This window comes from Streptomyces sp. NPDC002619 (assembly GCF_042889305.1).
Lineage (GTDB): Bacteria > Actinomycetota > Actinomycetes > Streptomycetales > Streptomycetaceae > Streptomyces.
Genome location: NZ_JBIAQV010000001.1, coordinates 37,622 through 54,806, shown reverse-complemented (window position 1 = coordinate 54,806; position 17,185 = coordinate 37,622). Strand labels below are relative to the sequence as shown.

The 17,185-nt window shown below is 72.2% G+C and carries 17 protein-coding genes; 4 read left to right on the top strand and 13 right to left on the bottom strand.

The features are described 5' to 3' along the window. Positions 1-69 precede the first annotated feature (69 nt). The 7 genes from ACFYXB_RS00280 to ACFYXB_RS00250 form a co-directional block, all read right to left on the bottom strand. Positions 70-1,305: an acyl-CoA dehydrogenase family protein gene (locus ACFYXB_RS00280; protein WP_389576409.1), complete on the bottom strand. Its 1,236-nt coding sequence runs from the start codon at positions 1,303-1,305 to the stop codon at positions 70-72. A 482-nt stretch (positions 1,306-1,787) separates the two neighbouring features. Further along, the gene (locus ACFYXB_RS00275; RefSeq protein ID WP_389576408.1) at positions 1,788-2,408 is read right to left on the bottom strand and encodes a hypothetical protein; all 621 of its coding nucleotides are present in this window, start codon (positions 2,406-2,408) and stop codon (positions 1,788-1,790) included. After that, a complete protein-coding gene (locus ACFYXB_RS00270; protein WP_389576406.1) occupies positions 2,405-4,096 on the bottom strand; it encodes a PHP domain-containing protein in 1,692 nt (563 codons plus the stop codon). Before ACFYXB_RS00270 ends, ACFYXB_RS00275 begins: the two co-directional genes overlap by 4 nt. A gap of 270 nt (positions 4,097-4,366) precedes the next feature. Beyond that, positions 4,367-4,492 (bottom strand): hypothetical protein, encoded by a 126-nt coding sequence (locus ACFYXB_RS00265; protein WP_389576404.1) that lies wholly within the window; start codon positions 4,490-4,492, stop codon positions 4,367-4,369. Positions 4,493-4,529: 37 nt separating this feature from the next. Then, positions 4,530-5,663, bottom strand: coding sequence for an MFS transporter (locus ACFYXB_RS00260; protein WP_389577404.1), 1,134 nt, complete (start codon positions 5,661-5,663; stop codon positions 4,530-4,532). Positions 5,664-5,722: 59 nt separating this feature from the next. After that, positions 5,723-6,319, bottom strand: coding sequence for a Chromate resistance protein ChrB (locus ACFYXB_RS00255; protein ID WP_389576402.1), 597 nt, complete (start codon positions 6,317-6,319; stop codon positions 5,723-5,725). Positions 6,320-6,338: 19 nt separating this feature from the next. Further along, on the bottom strand, positions 6,339-7,175 hold the full coding sequence (locus ACFYXB_RS00250) for an undecaprenyl-diphosphate phosphatase (protein WP_389576400.1): 837 nt from the start codon (positions 7,173-7,175) through the stop codon (positions 6,339-6,341). Positions 7,176-7,272: 97 nt separating this feature from the next. Between ACFYXB_RS00250 and ACFYXB_RS00245 the strand changes: the two genes are divergently transcribed. The 4 genes from ACFYXB_RS00245 (at position 7,273) to ACFYXB_RS00230 (ending at position 11,134) form a co-directional block, all read left to right on the top strand. After that, the gene (locus ACFYXB_RS00245; RefSeq protein ID WP_389576398.1) at positions 7,273-7,710 is read left to right on the top strand and encodes a BlaI/MecI/CopY family transcriptional regulator; all 438 of its coding nucleotides are present in this window, start codon (positions 7,273-7,275) and stop codon (positions 7,708-7,710) included. Positions 7,711-7,722: 12 nt separating this feature from the next. After that, positions 7,723-8,697 (top strand): M56 family metallopeptidase, encoded by a 975-nt coding sequence (locus ACFYXB_RS00240; RefSeq protein ID WP_389576396.1) that lies wholly within the window; start codon positions 7,723-7,725, stop codon positions 8,695-8,697. A gap of 132 nt (positions 8,698-8,829) precedes the next feature. Next, the gene (locus ACFYXB_RS00235) at positions 8,830-9,156 is read left to right on the top strand and encodes a hypothetical protein (RefSeq protein ID WP_389576394.1); all 327 of its coding nucleotides are present in this window, start codon (positions 8,830-8,832) and stop codon (positions 9,154-9,156) included. Between the two features lie 193 nt (positions 9,157-9,349). Continuing rightward, positions 9,350-11,134 carry a phosphatidylglycerol lysyltransferase domain-containing protein gene (locus tag ACFYXB_RS00230; RefSeq protein WP_389576392.1) on the top strand — a complete coding sequence of 595 codons (1,785 nt, stop codon included), beginning with the start codon at positions 9,350-9,352 and terminating at the stop codon, positions 11,132-11,134. On the opposite strand, the gene ACFYXB_RS00225 is transcribed toward ACFYXB_RS00230, so the two are convergent. The 6 genes from ACFYXB_RS00225 to ACFYXB_RS00200 all read right to left on the bottom strand — a co-directional run bounded on the left by ACFYXB_RS00225 (position 11,112) and on the right by ACFYXB_RS00200 (position 17,147). After that, positions 11,112-12,398 (bottom strand): ArgE/DapE family deacylase, encoded by a 1,287-nt coding sequence (locus ACFYXB_RS00225; protein ID WP_389576390.1) that lies wholly within the window; start codon positions 12,396-12,398, stop codon positions 11,112-11,114. The genes ACFYXB_RS00230 and ACFYXB_RS00225 overlap by 23 nt on opposite strands. Then, positions 12,392-13,159, bottom strand: coding sequence for a GNAT family N-acetyltransferase (locus tag ACFYXB_RS00220; RefSeq protein ID WP_389576388.1), 768 nt, complete (start codon positions 13,157-13,159; stop codon positions 12,392-12,394). Before ACFYXB_RS00220 ends, ACFYXB_RS00225 begins: the two co-directional genes overlap by 7 nt. A gap of 1 nt (position 13,160) precedes the next feature. Continuing rightward, on the bottom strand, positions 13,161-14,600 hold the full coding sequence (locus ACFYXB_RS00215; RefSeq protein WP_389576386.1) for an ATP-binding protein: 1,440 nt from the start codon (positions 14,598-14,600) through the stop codon (positions 13,161-13,163). Beyond that, positions 14,601-15,317 carry a response regulator transcription factor gene (locus ACFYXB_RS00210; protein WP_389577402.1) on the bottom strand — a complete coding sequence of 239 codons (717 nt, stop codon included), beginning with the start codon at positions 15,315-15,317 and terminating at the stop codon, positions 14,601-14,603. It abuts the gene before it with no gap. A 136-nt stretch (positions 15,318-15,453) separates the two neighbouring features. After that, positions 15,454-16,038, bottom strand: a complete 585-nt coding sequence (locus tag ACFYXB_RS00205; RefSeq protein WP_351361851.1) for an FMN reductase — start codon at positions 16,036-16,038, stop codon at positions 15,454-15,456. Continuing rightward, a complete protein-coding gene (locus ACFYXB_RS00200; protein WP_389576383.1) occupies positions 16,035-17,147 on the bottom strand; it encodes an LLM class flavin-dependent oxidoreductase in 1,113 nt (370 codons plus the stop codon). Before ACFYXB_RS00200 ends, ACFYXB_RS00205 begins: the two co-directional genes overlap by 4 nt. Positions 17,148-17,185: the final 38 nt, after the last annotated feature.

The following is a 17,185-nucleotide window of genomic DNA, read 5'->3' as shown; positions in this document are numbered from 1 at the left end:
GCACGCGCGTGGATGCACGGGAGCCGCGGACACGACACTGTGTCCGCGGCTCCCAGTGGTTCAGCCCGCTCAGCCCGGGTGACCGGCTGTCTCCAGCTGGCCCAGCCTGCGGTGCGGCTGCACGGTCCGGACGAGACCGGAGAGCCGTTCGGACCACTGGGACTTGGCCGTGCCGAGCGCGAATTCGCCCAGCCTCAGCAGCTGGATGTCGGAGGTGCCGGCGGGTGCGTAGATGTGGTGGGCGTCGCGCAGATAGCGCTCCACCGGACGGTCGGTGAACAGGCCGCTCGCGGCGTGGATCTCCATGGCCTCGGTCGCCGACTCGACGGCGGCCTCGTGGTTGAGGAACTTGGCGTTCATCAGCTCCGCGTCACACGGCAGCCCCTGGTCGAGCAGGTGTACGGCGTGATAGGCGGCCAAGCGGGCCGTCATCAGCCGGGATTTCATCCTGCCGAGCCTGAGCTTGATGCTGTTGAGCGCGCCGAGGGGTGCGCCGTACCGCTCGCGCTCGATGCACAGGGCGGCCGTCTCCTCGAAGGCGGCCTGGTGGATGCCGAGGGAGACGGCGGTGAGGTTGGGACGGCCGTACAGGATGCTGGACGAGTAGGCGACGGCGAGCCCCCCGCCCTCCTGGCCGAGCCGGTTGGCTGCCGGGATCCGGACGTTGTCGAAGATGAGTTCACCGAAGCTGAAGCCGTGCAGGCCCATGGCAGGCCGGTGTGGGCCCAGCGAGAAGCCGGGGCGGTCGGCTTCGACGAGGAAGGCCGACAGTCCCTTCGATCCCTCGCCGGTACGGACGACCACGCCGTGCACGTCGCCGACGTGGCTGTTGCCGACGAAGACCTTGCGGCCGTTGAGGATGTAGTCGTCGCCGTCACGGACGGCGGTGCTGCGCATGCCCAGGACGTGGCCGCCCGACTCGGGTTCGGTGACCGCGATCGTCGGCAGGCAGTGGCCCGCGGCGATGCGTGGCAGCCAGGTCCGCTTCTGGACCTCGTCGCCGAAGTGGATGATCTTGGCGACACCGAGCTGGGAGGCCTGCACCATGGCCCCCATCGCCCCGCTGACTCGGGCGAGTTCCTCGATGATGATGGTCTTGGCCAGGTGCCCGGCCCCCATCCCGCCGTACTCCCGGCCGATGGTGACGCCGATCCAGCCCTGCCGGGCGATGAGCCCGGACAGCTCGTGCGCCACGGTGCGTGACGCCTCCATCTGCGCTACCCGCGGACGTACCTCCCGCTCGGCGAACTCCCGTACGCGGAGCCGCAGGTTCTCGTGCCATCCGCTGGTGAAATAGCGTTCCACAACCCCTCCTGCACGCTGCCTCCGAGACCGGTCGGATCCGGAGGTCGTTCATCGGGCAGTGGTTCTTCGCCCAGACCGTTGCTTGAATGATTGTCTACTTATCGCTCCATCTCGGCCAAGATCGCATCGACATGTTGACTGAAATACGGCACCTTGCATTCCGCCTCAACTGTGCGATAAAGACGGTCACTTGGCCGCAACGATCCGAGTACGGAGAGAAACCGCCCAAGCTCGAACACGGTGCAACGCGTTCCGGATGCGGACCTGCCCACCAGGCAATTGCCAGGTGGGCAGGCCACGTTGCTCAAGGACAATCAGTCACGCTCTGTCTGGCCGATAAAGGGGCCGGCCTCCGGCGCTCCGGGGAGGCCGACCGACTGGGTTCAGCCACTGTTGCAGGTGCATGGACCCGTGGGAGCCGCCACAGCGGTCCCACGGGCCCCTCCAGACGACACGTTCACCAACAAAACGGGACCGTCCGGTCAGGCGTGGTCCGCGCAGCAGGGTGTGGGATTCGGCACTTCGAAGGGCGCCAGAGCGCCGCCCGCCGCCGGAACCAGGGCGAGAGTCAGCCGGCCGCGCTGCCACTCGGGGCGCACATGGTCGCGGGTGAGGACGGGCGTGGCGGGGTCGGGCCCGTCCGGCGACGCGGGTGCGCCGATCACGGTGAGGCGCTCGACGGCGGTGCGGTCGAGCAGGTCGGCCACCGTGACCGTGCCGGTGAGGTGCTCGGCTCCCGGAAAGACCACGGCCCGGCCGCCCTCGCGCCCGGCGTGCTCCGTGGCGACCCGTGCCGCCGAACGGGCGGCGGGCGCCGGGCCGTACACGAGCGCGCCCAGGGCCGCGCCCAGCCCCGGCATCTCCAGGCCGGCGATGCGCCGCCAGACCTCCGCGGCCGGCCCGGCGTCGGGCAGGGCCAGGGAGACGGCCGTACCCCGGCGTTCGTCGGTGCGGACGAGATGGGTGCAGGCGAGGGTGCCCGGCGGGAGGCCGAGGCGGGCCATCAGGTCGTGGACCAGATGGTCGGCCTCCCGCAGGCTCGCCGTGCCGGCGTCCACCCCGATCACGGTGTGGACGCCGGACGCGTCGTGAGGTGCGGTCATGCGGGCAGGACCCACATGGGGTTGGAGTAGAACCACAGGTCCTTCCACGGGTCGGCGTCGCCGAGCACGTCGATCGCCGGACCCGCCGGGTCCACGGCGGCGCCGTGCAGACCGACCGCGGAGCGGTTGCCGTCGGTGCCGCGCAGCCGGACGTAGACCGGCCCGTCCACCGGGCCGAGGCTGTACGTCAGCCGGACCGCACCGGTGGCCTTGTTCACCTCGAAGGACTTCACGACCTTGGTGGACGGGGTGGCGAAGACGTCCTTGTCGGCGACCGGGCCGGTGACGTCGCCCTGGATGACGTCCACGCGGGCCAGCGACGGCACGAACTGCGACCAGTTGGGGCCGTTGGCCAGGCTGATCTCGATGACCAGGTCGACCTGGCTGCCGCGGCGAACGTGCAGAGCGCCGCCGAGCGTCACCTCACGGCTGCCCGAGCGCAGCCGCGCGTCGAGGCCGCTGATCAGTCCGCCGTGGTCGACCCAGACGCGGCCGGCGCGGATGCCGTCCATGACCGCCTGGTACGAGAAGGAGGAGGAGCCGACGTGGGTGCGGCTGTACTGGCCCGGCCAGAAGTCGGTGTCCGTGAGGCTGATGCCGCCGTACACCGGGTCGTTGTAGCGGCCGTTGGCGTTGAAGTCGCTGTTCGGGCCGCGGACGGCGGTGTCGGCGTAGACGTTGTGGGAGTCGGAGTTGGCGGTGATCCACCAGGGCTTGCCCTCGGCGAGCAGGCTGTCCCACAGGCCGCCGACGGTGGCGGTCATCCAGTCGAAGCCGCCCCAGGTGCGGTAGCTCTCCAGCGGGTAGCCGGCGAAGGAGTCCGCGCTCGGGCTGTTGTCGTAGATACCGCGCGCGCCGCCCGGGCCCTTCGGGGCGGGCAGACCGCCGGCCTGGTGGCCGGGGGCGCCCTCGAACCCGACGGCGATGTCGGGCTGGGCGTCGCGCCAGGCGCGGATCTCGTGCGGGGAGTCGATGCCCTTGCGGGCCGGGTGGTTGGCCAGGAACAGGGCGTCCTTGACCTTACGGCGCTGCACCTGCTCGGCGAGGAAGTTGAAACCGGCGATGGCGAGGGCCTCGTTGGCCGGGGTGCTCGCGCCGGCGCCCTTCACGGAGCCGTCGAAGGAGTTCTCGAACTCCTTGAGTACGGCGACCTCGTTGCGGCCGGGGTGCACGAAGACCGTGCCGTGCTCGGCCGCCGGGATGTTCCACTCCAGGCCCTGGAAGACCAGCGTGTCGTCGATCTGGTCGCGCGCGGCAACGATGTCGGGGTTGACCTTCTCGACACCGATCTTGGCGTGCGCCTCGCTGCCGTGGTCGGTGATGACCATCCAGTCGAGGCCGTGCGCGTTCGCCTGCCGTACGTGGTCGATGACGCGGTACTTGGCGTCGGAGCTGTACTGGGTGTGAATGTGGTGGTCGCCGGCCAGCCAGAGGTACCCGCCGTCGCGCCGGCCCCCCTGCGAGGCCGCCGCCGCGGCCGCCTGACCGGCGCCGGCGAGCACACCGCCCGCGGCGAGGCCCGCCCCGAGGAGACCGGTGCGACGCAGCATGGACCGGCGCGAGAGCTGACCGGGGGTGAGCTCCTCGTCGGGGACCGACATGTCGAGGGCGGGCGGCAGAGACGTGGCGTCGCCGTCCGCGTGGTGGTGGTGATGGTGCCCGGGGCCGTGGCTGTGACCGTGGCTCATGTTCAACTCCCGCTACCAGCAAGGACATTCAGGACGTCAAGAGTCTGCAAAGGCACGGTGAACAAGGGGAGGCGGGGTGATGGTGGGGCGGAGAAGGCCGGATGTGCAGCACGGGCGCGGGCTGTCGGGGGCTGTGCGGCACGGTAGGGGGCCAACTGCGAGCGCCGCCGCCCACCCACCCGCGCGCCGCCGCACGAGGCCGCCCGCGGGCGCCGTCCGTCACCCGCCCGCGCGCCACCGCCGCACGAACCCGACCGCGAGCGCCGCGGCTCACCCGCCCATGCGCCGCACGAGGCCGACCACCGGCCCCACCGCCAACAGCACCGCGAGCACCGCAAAGCCGTACGTCAGCGTGGCCGGCGTGGCCACCCCGGCGACCAGCAACGGGCCGGCCACGTCACCCAGTTCGGCCGTCCAGCGCGGGCGCCACCCGTCACCCGCCCGCGCGCCGCCGCACGAGGCCGACCACCGGCCCCACCGCCAACAGCACCGCGAGCACCGCAAAGCCGTACGTCAGCGTGGCCAGCGTGGCCACCCCGGCGACCAGCAACGGGCCGCCCGCGTCACCCAGTTCGCGGCCGAGTTCCGCTGCGCCCATGGTCTGGCCGAGCCGTTCCTGGGGGGTCGAGGCGGCGAGGGCGGCGAAGCCTAGCGGGGTGATCAGGCCCGTGCCGGCGCCGGTGAGGGTCGCGGCGGTCAGCACGCCGGTGAGGCCGGGCAGCGTCGCGCAGGCCAGGCCCGCGGAGGTGAGGAGCAGGCCCGCCGTGATACCGCCGCGGGTGGTGAGGCGACCCGCGTCCAGGGCGCGCCCGGCCTTCGGCTGGACGATCGCGGCGCAGGCGGCGAGCACGGACACGGCGGCACCGGTGGCGACCGTGCCGAGGCCGGCGGCCCGCCCGGAGACGGGCAGGAAGCCGACGCCGACGGAGAGGGCGGCGGTCGCCGCGGCCAGGGCGGCGGTCGGGGCGAGGAAGGCCGGGTCGGCCAGGCGGCGGGCCAGGTCGAGCACGGTCTGGCGGGCCTTGGGCAGCGGGGGTACGGCGGGTACAGCGAGCGCGGCCCAGCAGGCGACCGCTGCGCCGAGCACGGCGAGCACGGTGAACAGCAGCCGCAGACCACCGGCCCACACCAGGACACCGCCGAGCAGCGGGCCGAGGGTGTAGCCGACGGACTTGTAGAAGCCGTAACTACCGAACGCGCGGCCGTGCCCCGCCGCCGGATTGAGCCGGGCGACCAGCGCGGACGCGGACGGGGAGAAGGCGGAGGCCGCGGCGCCCTGGCCCAGGCGGGCGGCCCACAGCCAGCCGGGGCTGTCGGCGACGACGTACAGCGCGGAGGCCACGGCGAAGGCCACGAGCCCGCCGAGCAACACCGGCCGGGCCCCGATCCGGTCGGCGAGCGTGCCGAACACCGGCTTGAGCAGCACCTCGGCCCCGTCGTACAGGGCGAGCAGCCCACCGAGGACGAGCAGCGAGGTGACGGCGTCGGAGGAGAACCCACCAAGATTGGCGGCGATACCGTGCGCCCCGAAAGCGGTGGTGAACCCGGCGGCGTACAAGGGCCACATCTGCCGAGCGGACGCGGGCTGGACCACGGCGTTCCCTCCGATGTCGGGTGCGGGACGGCTCACAACGCCTCACCCTGTGCCTCGTGCAGCGCCGCGAACACCTGGTTTGCGTAGTCCTCGCAGGCCGTCGTGCACTCCTTCAGGCGGCGGGCGGCCTCTTTCGCCTCGGGGGCGCCGAAGACGTCGCGGACCGTCAGGTCGCGGTGCCAGCGGCGCAGGCGTTCCAGTGACTGCTCCTCTTCCTCCAGTTCGGCGAGGGTGAACTTGGCGATGCGGATCTCCTTCGCCAGCTCCTGCTCGAACTTGCCGCAGTCGGCGAGGAATTCGGTCCAGTCCGCCGACCGCTCGGCCGTGAACAGGGCCTGGAAGCGGGCGGCGTCCTCGGGACCGCGCCCGGCCGCGTTGAGGGTGACGGCCTGTCCGCCGGCCTGCTCGGCCAGGGCGATGGCGCGGGCGACACCGTCGGCGAAGACCGGCACGTCCGGTACGGCCCACACGCCCTGCCCGAGGGACAGCGCACCGATCTTGCGCAGCTCGCGCCAGATCGCCACGCGGTGCCGGGTCGGTTCGGCCGGCACCTTGATCACGAGGACGAGCCAGCGGCTCACCGGTTCCTTGTTCGCCACAGTGGTGAATGTATCAGGCGTTACATCCATCGCCGTACGTACATCGGCGTCAGGCGTTCAGGACCCCGGTACCCAGCAGCCCCAGCAACAGCACGCCGATGACGATCCGGTAGACCACGAACGCGTTGAAGGAGTGCTTCGCGACGAACTTCAGCAGCCAGGCGATCGACGCGTACGCCACCACGAACGACACGGCGGTCCCCACGGCCAGCGGCGCCGCCCCGACGCCGGCACCGACCGCGTCCTTGAGCTCGTAGAGCCCCGCGCCGGTCAGCGCCGGGATGCCGAGGAAGAAGGAGAGACGCGTCGCCGCCACCCGGTCCAGGTCCAGGATCAGCGCCGTGGACATGGTGGCGCCGGAGCGGGAGAAGCCGGGGAAGAGCAACGCGAGTATCTGGGAGCTGCCGACCAGCATCGCGTCCTTGAGCGTGGTGTCGTCCTCCCCGCGCTTGTGCCGGCCCATCTGGTCCGCCGCCCACATGACACCGGAGCCGATGATCAGCGAAACGGCCACCACCCACAGCGAGCCCAGCGGCCCCTCGACGAGCTTCTTGGCGGCCAGGCCGACGACGACGATCGGGATCGTGGCGTAGATCACCCACCAGGCGAACTTGTAGTCGTGGTGGTAGCGCTCCTCACGGTGCACGATGCCGCGACCCCAGGCGGAGACGATCCGCACGATGTCCTTGAAGAAGTAGAACAGGACGGCGGCGATGGCCCCGACCTGGATGACGGCGGTGAAGCCGACCACGGCGGTGTCGTCGACCGGGATGCCCATCAGCCCTTCCGTGATCTTCAGATGGCCGGTGGAGGAGACGGGCAGGAACTCGGTCACCCCCTCGACGACTCCGAGGACGACGGCCTGACCGATGCTGATAGCGCTCATGGGCATTCCAATGGCACACTCGGGGAAGGGAGAACTTTTACACGTGAGTAAAAGTTCGACACGACTGTAGAAGACGACCGGGAGAACGACAAACCCCATGGGAGCCGACGCACAGGAGCGAGGCCCGAAGCGGGCGAACGGCGTCCGCGAGAACCAGCTCCTCGAACTCCTCCAGCGGGCCGGCACCGCGCTGACCCCGGGCGAGGTCACCGAGCACCTCGCTGACGGGCTGACGTACAGCAGCGTGGTGACGATCCTCACTCGTATGCACACCAAGGGCCTGCTCACCCGCACCGCGCGCGGGCGGGCGTACGCCTACGCCCCCGTCACCGACGACGCCGGTTTCGCCGCCCGGCGTATGCGCACGGTCCTGGAGAGCCGCCCCGACCGCGAGGCCGTACTGGCCCGTTTCGCCGACGAGCTCTCCGGCGCCGACGCCGACCTGCTGCGCAACCTGCTGGGCCCCGAACAGGACCTCGGTCCCGAACAGGGCCTGGGTGCCGACCGGGGCTCCGACCGACAGACCGACGGATAGAGGGCCCCGCCGATGCGCATAGCCGTCTACGTGCCGCTGCTCCTGTCGCTACTGGCCCCGCTCGGCGCCCGCCCGCTGTCCGAGCGCTGCGAGCCCCGGCTGGCCACCTGGCTGCTCACCGCATCGTCGCTGATCCTGGGCACGGCGAGCACGATCTCGCTGGGCCTGCTGGCCATCACCGGCCTGATCCGGCTCCCGTTTCTCGCCGGTCTCGGCCACTGGTCGGCGAGCGGCGCGCGCAGCGCCGACCCCGCCGAGCTCTCCATCGCCCTCGTCGCCGGTCTGCTGCTCGGCGGCGCGCTGCTCACCGCCGCCCGGATGCTCTGGCGCCGCGCCCGCACGCTGGCCGCGGCCGCGCTGGACGCCGCCTGCATGCCCACGCGCGACGGCCTGGTCGTGGTGGCCGACGAGGCGGCCGACGCCTATGCGCTGCCCGGGCTGCCGGGCCGGATCGTGGTCTCCACCGGGATGCTCGACGCGCTGCACGAGAGCGAGCACGAGATCCTGCTCGCGCACGAGCGCGCCCATCTGACGGCCCACCACTACGCGTTCGTCGCGCTGGCCCAACTGGGCGCCGCCGCCAACCCGTTGCTGCGCCCGTTCGCCACCGCCGTCACGTACACCATCGAGCGCTGGGCGGACGAGAGCGCGGCCGCCGGCACCGGCGACCGGAAGCGGGTCGCGCGCGCCGTCGGCAGGGCGGCCCTCGCCGCGCACCACCGTCCGGCCCTCGCCCGTGTCACGGACGCCGCCCTCGGCATCCTCGGCCGACGCGGTCCGCTGGGGCTCCGCGCGCTCGGGCGCCGGGGTCCGTTGGCCACGGCGGGTCCGGTCCCGCGCCGCGTGGCCGCTCTCCTGGCTCCACCGCTGGGCCGGCACCCGGTGCTCACGGCCGTGACCGCGGCGGTCCTGGCGGCGGCGACGCTCGCCAGCGCCGAGGCCGCTCATGATCTGCACGTCCTGCTGGAGGCGGTCGGAGCCTGGTGAGGGTGGCCCACGGACACATGTCCGTACGACGTCGAGCCCCGGATCGGCAGTCCTTCGCCCTCGACCCTACGTATTGTAGGTTCCCAACCGTCCACCGCCACACGTCTGCTCTACGGGGGAATCATGCACAGCATGGATGCGCAAAGCGCGCGACAGCCCGGCGCCGACGTGCCGCTGCGGGGCTCGGGGCTCATGCCCACGGTCGCCCTGCTGGTCGTGAGCCTCGCCGTCGCCGCGTTCGGGGTGTACGAACTGTGCGGCTTCGGGCTGCACAGCCTGGACCGGCGTCCGCACCTGTTCAGCGACGGACTGGCCACCGGGGGCGTGATCGTCGCCACGGTGGCGGCGGGCGCGGCCCTGGGCAACCTCGCCTGGCATCTGGCGGCGGCCCGGCGCGGCAGGGGCCGGGCGGAGTGCCGTACCGAACGCGCGGAGTACCGGTCGGAGGGAGCCGACTAGGCTCCGGCGGACGGCCACACCCTTCTCACAGCTCACACAAATCCCCGTTACCCTACAAGTCGTAGGGTCGACGGCCAGGGCGCACGACGGACCGTGCGCCCGGCCGACCGTCCAGTCCCCTTCGCCGCTCCTCCCCGCACCTTCCCGCACCTTCCCGTCCCCTCCCCTCCAGTCCCCAAGGTGACCAGGCAGCATGTCCTCACCGCAGTCGACGCTCATCGCCCCCCGCATCCCCGATCAGCGCAGCCCCCGCCGCTTCCCCACGGCCCCCTCCCCCCGGCTCAGGGCCCGCGCCGCCACGGCCACCGTCTGGTATCTACGGCTGCTCGCGGCGGTCAACATCGTCGCCGTCCTGTCGCTGTCCTTCCGCCAGGAGGTGCACGAACACAACGCGGGCCAGTTCTTCACGCCGTACCTGTGCACCGCCGGCCTGATCTCGGCGGCGCTCGCGCTGTTCCTCGCCGTGGTCATGCGGCGCCGCAAACGGGCCGCGTGGGTCTTCAACCTGATCCTCGCCGGGTCCCTCTTCTGCCTCTACGCCCTCGCACTCACCCGCGACCCCTACCGCGAGCACCTCTTCAACTGGTTCTCCGCCCTGCTCACCGGCCTGTTCGTGGCCGCGCTGCTGCTCGGCCGCCGCGAGTTCGACGCCATCGGCGACCGCTCCAACCCGCGGCTCGCCCTGGCCGTCGGTGCGGGCGGCCTCCTGGTCAGCGGCACCCTCGGCACGCTGCTCGTCGGCGCGACCAACAAGGTGACCGGCGCGAGCCTCGCGGACAAGATTGCGTACACGCTGCTGCGCGGTGTCAGCGTCGGCCCGCTCGCCGACCGCATCGACACCGTGGACGCGCCCCGCTGGGCCGACGTGATCATCAACGTCCTGATGGCCGCGACCTTCCTGCTCGTCCTGTACGCCTGCTTCCGCGCCCCGCGCGGCCAGGCGCTGCTCGGCGAGGCGGACGAGGAAAAGTTGCGGGCGCTGCTGGAGCGGCACGGGGAGCGCGACTCCCTCGGCTACTTCGCGCTGCGCCGCGACAAGGCCGTCATCTTCTCCCCCACCGGCAAGGCCGCCATCGGCTACCGCGTGGTCAGCGGCGTCAGCCTGGCCTCCGGCGACCCCATCGGCGACCCGGAGGCGTGGCCCGGCGCCATCGACGCCTGGCTCGCCGAGGCCCGCCGGCACGCCTGGACGCCCGCCGTGATGGGCGCGAGCGAGGAGGCCGGCACGATCTACGCCCGGCACGGCCTCGACGCTCTGGAGTTGGGCGACGAGGCGATCGTGGACCTCACCGACTTCACCCTCGACGGACGCGCCATGCGGGTCGTACGGCAGGCGCACAACCGGGTCCGCCGCGCCGGGTACACCGTGCGGGTCCGGCGCCACGAGGACATCCCAGACGACGAGATGGCGCTGCTCGTGGACCGCGCGGACCACTGGCGCGACGGCGCCACCGAGCGTGGCTTCTCGATGGCCCTGGGCCGCCTCGGCGACCCGGGCGACGGGCGCTGCGTGATGCTGGAGTGCCGGGACACGGACGGCGAGCCGCGCGCGCTGCTCAGCTTCGTCCCCTGGGGCGAGCACGGCCTCTCCCTGGATCTGATGCGCCGCGACCGCGACTGCGAGAACGGCCTGATGGAGTTCATGGCCGTCGAACTGCTGCTGCGCGCGGGCGAGTTGGGCGTACGGCGGATCTCGCTCAACTTCGCCATGTTCCGCTCGGTGTTCGAGCGCGGCTCACGCCTGGGCGCCGGGCCGGTGTTGCGCCTGTGGCGGTCGATCCTCACCTTCTTCTCCCGCTGGTGGCAGATCGAGTCCCTGTACCGGGCCAACGCCAAGTACCGGCCGCTGTGGGAGCCCCGCTATCTGCTCTTCGCCAAGAGCAGCGACATCCCGCGCATCGGCCTGGCCAGCGCCCGCGCCGAGGGCTTCCTCACCTCGCCCGCGCTGCCGTCCTTCACGCGCCGCGCCCCGAAGTGACCGTCCCGGCGGTCCGCAGCACCGTGAGTACCAACGTCCGTGCCACCTCCGCCACTTCACGCACGGACACCTGCTCCCGCGCGCTGTGCGCCACCCGCACGTCGCCCGGCCCGTACTGCAGCGTGGGGATCCCCTCCCCGGCGTAGAGCCTGAGATCGCTGCCGTACGGCGCCCCGCGCTCCCGGGGCCGGGCGGCCCAGCCGTTCGCGTCGGCGCAGGCGTCGCGCACCTCGGCCCGCAGCGGGTGACCCTCGGGCAGCCGCCCGCTCGCGAACTGCCCGCCCGGCCAGGTCACCGTCGCCGGATGCTCCCGCAGCCACGGGTCGGCGGCGCACACCTCGGCCACACGGCGCTCCAACTCGGCGCGCGCGTCGGCCGGTTCCTCCCCGAGCCGGACACCGAGCCGCCCCTCGGCGACCAGCAGGTCGGGCACGCTGCTCGCCCAGTCGCCGGAGCGCAGGGTGCCGACGGAGAGGGCGTACGGGATCGGGTACTCGGCCATCAGCGGATCGGGGCCGGTGTTGCGCACGCTCTCCAGGTCGGCCAGCGCCCGGTGCAGCGGCACATAGGCGTCGATCGCGCTGACCCCGGCGTCCCGGGAACTGGCGTGCGCCGCCTTGCCGGGGACAGTGATCCGGAAGGTCAGCGCGCCCGCATTGGCGGTGATCAGCGTGCCGGAGGTCGGCTCGGTGATCACGCAGGCATCACCGCCGTACCCCCGCTTCAGCGTGCCGAAGGCGCCGATCCCGCCGTCCTCCTCGCCGACGACGAAGTGCACGGCGACCTTGCCGCGCAGCCGCACCCCGGCCGCCCGTACGGCGGCGAGCGCGGCGAGATGCGCCACCAGCCCGGCCTTCATGTCACAGGCCCCGCGTCCGTGCACGACGTCCCCGGTCACCCTCGGCACGAACGGGTCACCGTCCCACGCGGCGAGGTCCCCGGGCGGTACGACGTCCACGTGCCCCTGCAGGATGAGAGTCGGCCCGCCCCCACCGCCCATGGTGTGCCCGACCAGCCCCCACGCCTCCTCGCGCGGCACCTCCATGCCGGGGAATCCGGGGTCGGCGAGCAGCGCGGGCAGATCCATGGACCACAGATCGACGTCGAGCCCCAACCGCTCCAGCCGCCGGGCCAGTCGATGCTGAAGCTCCGACTCGGCGGCGCTCCCGGTCACGCTGGGGACCGCCATCAACTCCAGCAGTGTCCGACCGATGTCCGCCTCGTCGATGTGCGCGAGAGCGGCGGCCTCTTCGTCGGTCAGCATGCCCGGGGCTCCTTCACGGCGGAGGGCGACATCAGCGAGCCATCGTGGCCACCCCGATCATCGCCCCACCCCGCCGCCCCGAACAGCCGTCCGCGCATCCCGGCCCGTTCGTGCACCGCGATCGCGGCCGTGTTGGTCGCGTCCACCATCAACGCGGCCCGCCCGTGCCGTCGTACGAGTGCGTCGAGGACGAAGCGGGAGACGGCCGCGCCCAGACCGCGTCCGCGGGCGTGCGGATGCGTCACGACTCCGGCCATGAATCCGCAGTCGGCCGCTGACCAGGCGTCGGCCGCGACGGCGAGGGCCCCGCCGTCCGCACCGGCCCAGCGGCGCACCCCCGGCAGGCCGGGCTGGGCGTAGGAGTCGGGAAAGCACAGATCGAAGAGCGCCCGAGCCCGGCGTTCGCCGTCCCGGTCCAGCCACTCCACGCCGGTCACCGGGCCCGGCGGCTCGGCCGTCTCCATCCACAGGAAGGCACCGGGGCCGGGCACCAGCCCCGGAATCCCGCGTACGAGCGCATCGATCAGCGCCGCGTCGCCGAAGGGCCGGTACGTCGGACCGGTCTCCGCCAGCACGTCCTGGACGAGGGACAGCGCGTCCTCGGTCCGCCCGGACACCGCGATCCGGTCCCGTCCGGAGAGACCGGGGGCGGCCACGGCGACGGCCGACCCGGACCGGAAGACCCGCACACCGGGTCCTGGCCGCCCGTCGGCCCCTGTCTGCCGGGCCCACACGAGATGCCCCGCCCCACCCACGTCCACGTCACCCCTCCCCCCGGGAACCCCCCGGTATCACCCCACCGACAGTGAACCCGATCACCGACCCGCCGCCCTCCCGCCGGAGCGCGAACGGCGCCCCGCCATGGGCCATGGCGACCTCCCGCACGATGGACAGGCCGAGGCCGGAGCCGGGCTGGGAGCGGGCGTCGGCCGCGCGGTAGAAGCGGTCGAAGATACGGATCAGGTCGCCTTCGGCGATACCGGGCCCGCGGTCGAGGACCTCGACGCGCACGGTCCCGGGACGGACGGGTCCCGTGACGGCGACCTCGATCGGCGACTTGCCGCCCCGGTCGAACTTGGCGGCGTTCTCGACCAGGTTGGAGATCGCCCGCTGGAGCATCCCGGGCCGCCCGTCCGTGCTGGTGTCCCCGCTCGCCCGCAGCACGATCTCCCGCCCGGTGCGGCGCCGGGCGAGGCCCGCGACGTCCTCGGCGAGGTCGGCGAGGTCCACCTGCTGCGGGGGCTCCTGGTCCGACTGCCCGGCGGCGAGATCGACCAACTCGTTGACCAGGTCGGTCAGTTCGCGGGCCTCCTGAGTGAGGTCGGCGACGAGGTCGTCCCGGGTCTCGGGCGGCAGCTCGTCGATGCGGCGGAGCAGGGAGATGTTCGTACGCAGCGAGGTCAGCGGGGTGCGCAGTTCGTGTCCGGCGTCCTGGACGAGCCGCCGCTGGTCCTCCTCCGACTGGGCGAGACGGCCCAGCATCCGGTCGAAGGCGCGGCCCAGGCGTCCCACCTCGTCCAGGCCCGCGACGGGCACCTCGATGCCGAGGCGGCGGGTCCGGGCGACGTCCTCCGCGGCCGTGGTCAGCACGACCAGCCGCCGGGTGATGCGGCGGGCCAGCCACCAGCCGAACAGCCCGGCGGCGACCACGACCACGGCCATCAGCGCCAGCGTCCGCTGCTGGAGCGCCCGCAGCAGATCCTCCGTGTCGCTGAACTCCTGCGCAACCTGCACCGCGCCCCGCCCGTCGCCGAGTGCGACGGTGGCGATCCGGAACAGGTCATCACCGACCCGGACGTCCATGTACTGGGCGGTCTTCCCGGCCGCCGGCGCGCCGGCCACGGCCCGGTCCTCGGCGGTGACGGGCAGCACCGGGCTGCCGTGGTCGACCATCTGCCCCTGGGCACCCAGCACCTGCACGTCGGTGCGGCTGGGCCGGACGACATCGTGGCCGGGCCGGGAGGAGCTGAAGTCCTCCGGCACCATCTCGTGCGTCCGTACCTCGTCCTGCACGTCCTGCACGACCTGCGTGAACACGGACTGCTGGTCGACACGGACCAGCCGGGCGGCCGCGTTGTAGGACAGGATGCCGACGACGACGGTGACCACGGCGGTGACGGCCGCGAAGGACACCGCGAAGGTGGTCCGCAGGGAGACGAGCTTGGGCCGGCGCCGGGCGAGCGTCCGCCGCAGGCGGCCCACTCAGTCCTCCCGCAGCACGTAACCCACGCCCCGCACGGTGTGGATCAGCTGCGGCGCGCCGGGCTCGTCGAGCTTGCGGCGCAGGTAGCCGACGTAGACGGCGAGGTTCTTGGAGCCCGGGCCGAAGTCGTAGCCCCAAATGCGGTCGTAGATCGTGGAGTGGTCCAGCACGATGCCGGCGTTGCGGACGAGCAGTTCAAGGAGTTCGAACTCGGTGCGGGTCAGCTCCAGCTCGCGCCCGCCGCGCCAGGCCCGGCGCGCCTGGAGATCCATGCGCATCCCGGCCGCCTCGATCTGCCGGTCGGAGACCGTCGGGTCCTTGGCGGGCTCGGCGCCACCGCCGTTCGTGCCGGCGGTCACCGGGGTGGTGCGGCGGAGCAGGGCGCGCAGGCGGGCGAAGACCTCCTCGACGTCGAAGGGCTTGACGACGTAGTCGTCGGCGCCCGCGTCCAGGCCCGCGATCCGGTCGGCGGTCTCCACCAGAGCGGTGAGCATCAGGATCGGCGTACGGTCGCCCTCGGCGCGCAGCACCCGGCAGACCTGGAGTCCGTCGATCCCGGGCATCATCACGTCGAGGACGAGGACGTCCGGCGCCGTGCGGTGGGCGTGCGCGAGCGCTTCCACACCGTCGGCGACCGCCGTCACCTGGTAGCCCTCCAGGGTCAGGGCCCGTTCCAGGGCGTGACGGATGGCGCGGTCGTCTTCGGCGAGGAGCAGAGTCTGGGACACGAAACCCAGTCTGCCAAGGCGGCCGCCTGTTCGGCCGTGACCAGTGGGTCTACGATCACCCTTTTTACCGGGCTCTCACCGTCACGGGCGCAACCCCGGGCGCGCGCCTACCGTCTTCTCACCTTCACGCGCTCAGCCGGGCCAGCTGCTCCGCGAACGGTACGACCGTGAGGTCGTCCTTGGCCGGCCGGGCCGCCGACAGTCCCTGCATCAGGGCCGACAGCTCCCCCGCCGCCCGCTCGATCCGCTCGGGCAGCCCCTCCGCGCCCCAGTCCTCCGACGCGGCGTACACGGCGGTGGGTACGACCACGGCCCGGAGGTAGGCGAACAGCGGACGCAGCGCGTGCTCGAGCACCAGCGAGTGCCGTGCCGTACCGCCGGTCGCGGCGATCAGCACCGGCTTGCCGGCCAGCGCGTCCTTGTCCAGCACGTCGAAGAAGGACTTGAACAGCCCACTGTACGACGCGGTGAACACCGGGGTGACCACGATCAGCCCGTCGGCCCGCGTCACCGCGTCCAGCGCGTCGGCGAGCGCCTTGCCCGCGAACCCGTTGGTGAAGTTGTGCGCGATCTCCACGGCGAGCTCGCGCAGCTCGACGACCTGGATCTCGACCGGGGTCTGCCGGTCGACGGCGGCGGCGAGCCGGTCGGCGAGCAGCCGGGTCGAGGACGGCACGCTCAGTCCCGCCGAGACGACGACGAGCTTCATGCGTTCACCTCTTCCGAAGCGGCGTCGGCGGCCGCGTTGTCCTTGGCGGCCAGCAGGGACTGGTGGGTCGGCGCGTCCGGCACGTCGGCCGGGCGGCCCTTGGCGAACTCCTCGCGCAGCACCGGGACGACCTCCTCGCCGAGGATGTCGAGCTGCTCGAGCACCATCTTCAGCGGCAGGCCGGCGTGGTCCATCAGGAACAGCTGGCGCTGGTAGTCACCGGCCCACTCGCGGAAGCCGAGCGTCCGCTCGATCACCTGCTGCGGGGAGCCGACGGTCAGCGGGGTCTGCTCGGTGAATTCCTCGAGGGAGGGCCCGTGGCCGTACACCGGCGCGTTGTCGAAGTAGGGCCGGAACTCGCGCACGGCGTCCTGCGAGTTCTTCCGCATGAACACCTGACCGCCCAGGCCGACGATGGCCTGCTCCGGAGTGCCGTGCCCGTAGTGGGCGTAGCGGGTCCGGTACAGCTCGATCATGCGCTTGGTGTGCTCGGCCGGCCAGAAGATGTTGTTGTGGAAGAAGCCGTCGCCGTAGTACGCGGCCTGTTCGGCGATCTCCGGGGAGCGGATGGAGCCGTGCCAGACGAACGGCGGCACGTCGTCCATCGGGCGGGGCGTGGACGTGAAGCCCTGGAGGGGCGTACGGAACTTGCCCTCCCAGTCGACGACGTCCTCGCGCCACAGCCGGTGGAGCAGGGCGTAGTTCTCTATCGCCAGGTTGATGCCCTGACGGATGTCCTGCCCGAACCAGGGATAGACCGGTCCGGTGTTGCCGCGGCCCATCATCAGGTCCACCCGGCCGTCGGCCAGGTGCTGGAGCATCGCGTAGTCCTCCGCGATCTTCACCGGGTCGTTGGTGGTGATCAGGGTGGTGGAGGTGGAGAGGATCAGCTTCTCCGTCTTCGCGGCGATATAGCCGAGCATCGTCGTCGGGGACGACGGGACGAACGGCGGGTTGTGGTGCTCACCGGTCGCGAAGACGTCCAGGCCGACCTCCTCGGCCTTCAGCGCGATGGCGACCATGGCCTTGATGCGCTCGCGCTCCGTCGGCGTACGGCCCGTCGTCGGGTCCGGCGTGACGTCGCCGACGCTGAAGATCCCGAACTGCATGGTCGCTCAACCTCCAAGTTGTTGACGCTTCAACTATA